This window comes from Subtercola sp. RTI3 (assembly GCF_035018625.1).
GTDB classification, from domain to species: domain Bacteria; phylum Actinomycetota; class Actinomycetes; order Actinomycetales; family Microbacteriaceae; genus Subtercola; species Subtercola vilae.
The window spans coordinates 1-5749 of sequence record NZ_JASJXO010000094.1 but is presented as its reverse complement, the minus strand read 5'-3'; the positions used below and the strand labels follow the sequence as shown (position 1 = coordinate 5749).

The following is a 5749-nucleotide window of genomic DNA, read 5'->3' as shown; positions in this document are numbered from 1 at the left end:
AGTTTGTGGGTTGCGCGCCGCCGCACCCGCAAACTTCGCCGACTCGATGAGGAGTTGCGGTGGGACGCCATGGTCGGGAGGAGACGGGTGGGCGAGAATGGTGCGAGCCAGTTGAGGAGAGCACCGCGATGACACGTCCCCCCGAAACACCGAACCCCGCCGCGCAGCACCCTGAAACACCGAACGACGCCACACCGAACCCCGAAACACCGAACCCCGAAACACCGAATTCCGCCGCGAGCAGCACCGCCGCGCAGCACCCCGCCGCGAGCAGCCCAACCACGCAGGGCCCCGCCACCGCGAACTTGCGCGCCGCCCGCGACACCCTGGTCGCCCTTCGCGAGTCGTACGACGAGGCCGTCGCCACGTTCGCCTGGCCCGACGTCGGCGACACCTTCAACTGGGGCACCGACTGGTTCGACGCCATCGCGCGTGGCAACCCCCGCGAGGCGCTCGTCATCGTCGAAGAAGACGGCCGCCGCACCACCCGCACCTTCGACGAACTGGCCACCCGCTCCGACCAGCTCGGCACCTGGCTCGCCGGCCTCGGAGTGCAGCGCGGCGACGTCGTGATGCTCATGCTCGGCAACCAGGTCGAGCTGTGGGAGTCGATGCTCGCCGTCATGAAGCTCGGAGCCGTCATCCTGCCCACCACCGTCGCCGTGGGCAGCGCCGAACTCGCCACCCGCATTGCCCGTGGCGGCGTGCGCCACGTCATCGCCGACCACGCCGTGCTCGCCAAGTTCGACGCCGTTCCGGGCCCCTACACACGCATCGCGACGGCTCCGGATGCCGCACCCTCCACACCGGCGGCCTCCACCTGGCAGCCGTACGCCGCCGCCTTTGCGGCCCCCGCCGCCCCGCTGCCGCACCCCGGCACCGCCCCGAACGACCCGTTGCTGCTCTACTTCACCTCGGGCACCACCAGCCAGCCGAAGCTCGTCGAGCACACCCAGGTGTCGTACCCCGTCGGCCACCTCACCACGATGTACTGGTTGGGGCTGCGGCCCGGCGACATCCACCTCGCCATCAGCTCGCCCGGCTGGGCGAAGCACGCGTGGAGCTGCTTCTTCGCCCCGTGGATCGCCGAGGCCACCGTATTCGTCTACAACTACTCGCGCTTCGATCCGCAGGCCCTGCTCGGCCAGATCCGCGCCGAGAAGGTCACGTCGTTCTGTGCGCCTCCGACGGTCTGGCGCATGCTGATCCGCAGCGACCTCTCTGGCGGGCCGGGCGCCCTGCGGGAGGCCATCTCGGCCGGCGAGCCGCTGAACCCCGAGGTGATCTCGCAGGTTCGCCAACAGTGGGGCCTCAGCATCCGCGACGGCTACGGCCAGACCGAGATGACGGCCGTGGTCGCGAACACCCCCGGCGCCACCATCACCGACGGCTCCATGGGACGCCCGCTGCCCGGCTGCCCCATCGTGATCGTCGACGTCATCACGGGAGCCCGTGCCGAGGAGGGCGAGATCTGCGTCGACCTGTCGACGCGCCCGCTGAACCTGATGACGGGCTACGTGGGCGATGCCGCGCGCAACGAAGAGGCCGAGTCGGGCGGCTACTACCGCACCGGAGACGTGGCCGCCCGCGACGTCAACGGCTACATCACGTACATCGGCCGCACCGACGACGTCTTCAAGGCCTCTGACTACAAGATCAGCCCGTTCGAGCTCGAGAGTGTGCTGGTCGAGCATCCAGCCGTCTTGGAATCGGCGATCGTGCCGGCACCGGATGCCCTCCGCCTGGCTGTACCGAAGGCCTACGTCACTCTGGCCCCCGGGTTCAGCCCCTCGGCCGATACCGCCCGCGACATTCTGTTGTATGCCCGCCAGCGACTCGCCCCGTTCCAGCGCATCCGCCGGGTGGAGTTCTTCGACCTGCCCAAGACCATCTCCGGCAAGATTCGGCGGGTCGAGCTGCGCGAGCGCGAAGAGCAGGTGGCCGAGGGGCTCGTCGCCCCCACCGAGTGGAGGGACGACGAGTTCCCTGAGCTCAAGAACGTGACGCAGTAGGCGTCACGCGGGTCGAACCGGCAGCCGACCGGCGACGCGCGTTGACGACGTCGGCCCGCAGCCGGCAGCTCTGTCAGTTCTCGACGTCGCCGCGCCACGCGCCGGTGGCCGAGCCCTGGCTTTCGATGAACTCCTTGAAGTTCGCGAGGTCTTTCTTGACCGCGTGGTTGTCGGCGCCGAACAGCGCCCCGATCTTCTCGAGGGCGCCCGACGGCTGCCAATCGATCTGGACGGTGACGCGTGAGGTGTCATCTGACAGCTTGTGAAACGTGACGACGCCCGCATGGTCGACCTCGCCGCTGGTGCTGTTCCAGGCGACACGCTCGTCAGCGTGCTGCTCAGTGACCACGGTGTCGAATTCGCGCTCCTGGCCGCCGATCTTCACCTTCCAGTGGCTGTGTGTGTCGTCGGTCTGGGTGATCGATTCGACGAAGTCGAGAAACTTCGGGAAAGTCTCGAACTGGGTCCACTGGTTGTACGCGGTTGAAACGGGAACGTTGACGTCGACGCTGTCGATCAGTTGTGCCATGAGGTGAAACTCTCGCAATCGGTTGTGGGTAACTGGTTTGCTTGCCCTTCAAGTTACCCACAACAGATGCTGGGGTTTCCACCCCTTGCGTCAGGCGGCGACAGCCTCCAGAATCGGCACATCGACGAGGTAGTGCGCGTAGGCCGGAATGGTGAGAAACGTAGGAAAGTCGTCGCTCAGCGCGGCAAGGCGCACGATGGCGGCGGCATCGTCGTAACGATTGCCGGGCATCCGGTCGACCGAACCGAGCAGTGCGTCGAGCTCCGCTTCGACGAGTGCGCGGGTGATGCGGGTGCCTTCGACGGTGACCGTGCCGTAGGCGATCCACTGCCAGAGCTGTGAGCGCGAGATCTCCGCGGTAGCGGCGTCTTCCATCAGGTTGTCGAGGGCAGCGGCGCCGACACCGCGCAACCAGCTCTCGAGGTACCGGGTGGCGACGCTGACGTTGGCGCGAACGCCGGCATCCGTGACCCGCTTGTTGAGCGAGCGCACATCGAGCAGCTGCTCGGCCGTGACCTCGACCTCGGGGCGCAGCCGGTCGAGTTGGTTGGGCCGGCCACCGAGCACGCGGTCGAACTCGGCCCGGGCGGTGTCGATGAGGTCGGGGTGGGCCACCCAGGTGCCGTCGAAACCGTCGGTCGCCTCGCGGCGTTTGTCGTCGCTGACCTTCGCGAGAGCCGCCGCCGTCACCGCGGGGTCACGACGGTTCGGGATGAACGCACTCATGCCCCCGATGGCGAAGGCCCCACGGCGGTGGCAGGTGGCCACGAGCAGTTCGGTGTAGGCACGCATGAACGGCACGGTCATGGTGATGCGGTCGCGGTCGGGAAAGACGAACTGCGGGCCCCGGCCCCGGTAACTTTTGATGAAGCTGAAGATGTAGTCCCAGCGGCCGGCGTTCAGGCCGGCGCAGTGCTCCCGCAGCTCGTAGAGAATCTCCTCCATCTCGAAGGCGGCCGAGATGGTCTCGATCAGAACGGTGGCCCGAATGGTGCCGTGCTCGAGGCCCAGGGCGTTCTCGGAGTAGGTGAAGATGTCGTCCCACAGCCGCGCCTCGAGGTGGTTCTCGATCTTCGGCAGGTAGAAGTACGGACCGCGACCGCCGTCGATGAGCGCCTTCGCATTGTGAAAGACGTAGAGCCCGAAGTCGACGAGCGACGCCGAGGCCGCCTGGCTCTGGCCGGCGCGGTCGGTGAAGCGCAGGTGTTTCTCCACCAGGTGCCAGCCGCGCGGGCGCATGACGATGGTGGGCAGCTCGCCCGTCGTGAGGCGGTACGGCTTGCCCTCGTCGCTCGTGAAGTCGATCTGGCGGCGAATGGCGTCGAACAGCGAGAGCTGCCCGCCGATGATGTTCTGCCAGGTGGGGCTGGTGGCGTCTTCGAGGTCGGCCAGCCACACCTGGGCACCCGAGTTGAGCGCGTTGATCGTCATTTTGCGGTCGGTGGGGCCGGTGATCTCCACCCGGCGGTCGTGAAGGCCGGGGCCCGCGCCGGCGACGCGCCAGTCGGGGTCGCGGCGAATCGGCGCGGTCTCGGTCAGAAAGCGAAAGTCGCGGCCGTTCTCGACCGAGCGGCGGCTGGCCATGCGTTCGTGCAGCCGCTCTTGGCGGCGGTGGCCGAACTGGTCGTGCAGGCGGGTGACGAAGGTGAGGGCATCCGGGGTCAGAATCTCGTCGAAGCGGGGCTCGTCGGAGCCCAGGGTCTCGAGGCGGGAGTGGGTGTTGACCGGGGTGGAGGTGGAGGTGGAGGCCGGGGTGGAGGTGTGCGTGGTCATGGTCGTGCTCCTTTGCGACGGTGAGGTGTGACGGTGAGGTGTGCGGGTGAGGTGTGATGGTGAGGTGTGCGGGTGAGGTGTGTTGTTGAAGGGGAGGTGGAGGTGGCGGGTGCACGTGGCGGGTCAGTGAAACTGCTGCGACTCGGTCGAGCCGACGAGAGCCAGGGTGGCGCTCGCGGGGTTGAGCGCGGTGGCGATGCGGTCGAAGTACCCCGTGCCCACCTCGCGCTGGTGCTTCGTGGCGGTGTAGCCGTCGGCCTCCGAGGCGAATTCCGCCTCCTGCAGCTCGACGTAGGCGCTCATGCCGCGCTCGGAGTAGTCGCGAGCCAGCGTGAACATCGAGTGGTTGAGGGCGTGAAAACCGGCCAGCGTGATGAACTGGAAGGCGTACCCCATCGCCGCGAGCTCGCGCTGGAACTTCGCGATGGTGTCGTCGTCGAGGTGACTCTTCCAGTTGAACGACGGCGAGCAGTTGTAGGCGAGCTTTTTGCCCGGGAACTCCCGGTGGATGCTCTCGGCGAACGTGCGCGCCAGTTCGAGATCGGGCTCCGAGCTCTCCACCCACAGCAGATCGGCGTAGGGAGCGTAGGCGTGGCCACGGGCCAGAACGGTGTCGATTCCGGGCCGGGTCTCGTAGAAGCCTTCGGCGGTGCGGTCTCCGGTCAGAAAAGGCTTGTCACGGTCATCCACGTCGCTCGTCACCAGGTTCGCCGCGAGCGAGTCGGTGCGCGCGATGATCAGGCTCGGGATGCCCGCCACATCGGCCGCGAGCCGCGCCGCGTTCAGCGTGCGAATGTGCTGGCCCGTGGGAACGAGCACCTTGCCGCCCATGTGCCCGCACTTCTTCTCGCTGGCGAGCTGGTCTTCCCAGTGCACGCCCGCGGCGCCGGCGGCGATCATGCTCGTCATGAGTTCGTACGCGTTCAGCGGGCCGCCGAAGCCGGCCTCGGCGTCGGCCACGATGGGCGCCATCCACTCGCGTTTTGGCAGGCCTTCGCTCGTCTCGATCTGGTCGGCGCGCAGCAGTGCATTGTTGATGCGGCGAACGACGCTCGGCACCGAGTTGGCCGGGTACAGGCTCTGGTCGGGATAGGTCTGGCCGCTGAGGTTAGCGTCGGCGGCAACCTGCCAGCCCGAGAGGTAGATGGCCTTGAGGCCGGCGCGCACCTGCTGAACGGCCTGGTTGCCGGTGAGCGCGCCGAGGGCGGGCACCCACTCCTCGCTGTGGATCAGCTCCCACAGTCGCTCGGAGCCGCGGCGGGCCAGGGTGTGCTCTTCGGTCACCGAGCCGCGAAGGCCCACCACGTCGTCGGAGCTGTAGTCGCGTTCGATGCCGTTCCAGCGGGCGTCGGTCTTCCAGCTCGCGGCGAGCTCTGCGGCGGTCTGGGTGGTGTCTCCGGTGCGGGGGGTCTGGGGCTGTCTCTTATACACATCT

At 67.7% G+C, this 5749-nt stretch carries 4 protein-coding genes; 1 reads left to right on the top strand and 3 read right to left on the bottom strand.

The window, feature by feature from the left end; all coding sequences use genetic code 11:
- Positions 1 to 128 precede the first annotated feature (128 nt).
- Positions 129 to 2012, top strand: coding sequence for an AMP-binding protein (locus tag QN358_RS18470; protein ID WP_136642068.1), 1884 nt, complete (start codon positions 129 to 131; stop codon positions 2010 to 2012).
- A 73-nt stretch (positions 2013 to 2085) separates the two neighbouring features.
- Here the strand turns inward: QN358_RS18470 and QN358_RS18465 are convergent, their stop codons facing one another.
- The 3 genes from QN358_RS18465 to aceA all read right to left on the bottom strand — a co-directional run bounded on the left by QN358_RS18465 (position 2086) and on the right by aceA (position 5745).
- Positions 2086 to 2541, bottom strand: a complete 456-nt coding sequence (locus QN358_RS18465; protein ID WP_136642067.1) for an SRPBCC family protein — start codon at positions 2539 to 2541, stop codon at positions 2086 to 2088.
- 90 nt (positions 2542 to 2631) lie between these two features.
- Positions 2632 to 4314, bottom strand: coding sequence for a malate synthase A (gene aceB / locus QN358_RS18460; RefSeq protein WP_323513226.1), 1683 nt, complete (start codon positions 4312 to 4314; stop codon positions 2632 to 2634).
- Between the two features lie 123 nt (positions 4315 to 4437).
- Positions 4438 to 5745, bottom strand: coding sequence for an isocitrate lyase (aceA, locus tag QN358_RS18455; protein ID WP_323513227.1), 1308 nt, complete (start codon positions 5743 to 5745; stop codon positions 4438 to 4440).
- Between the last annotated feature and the right edge of the window lie 4 nt (positions 5746 to 5749).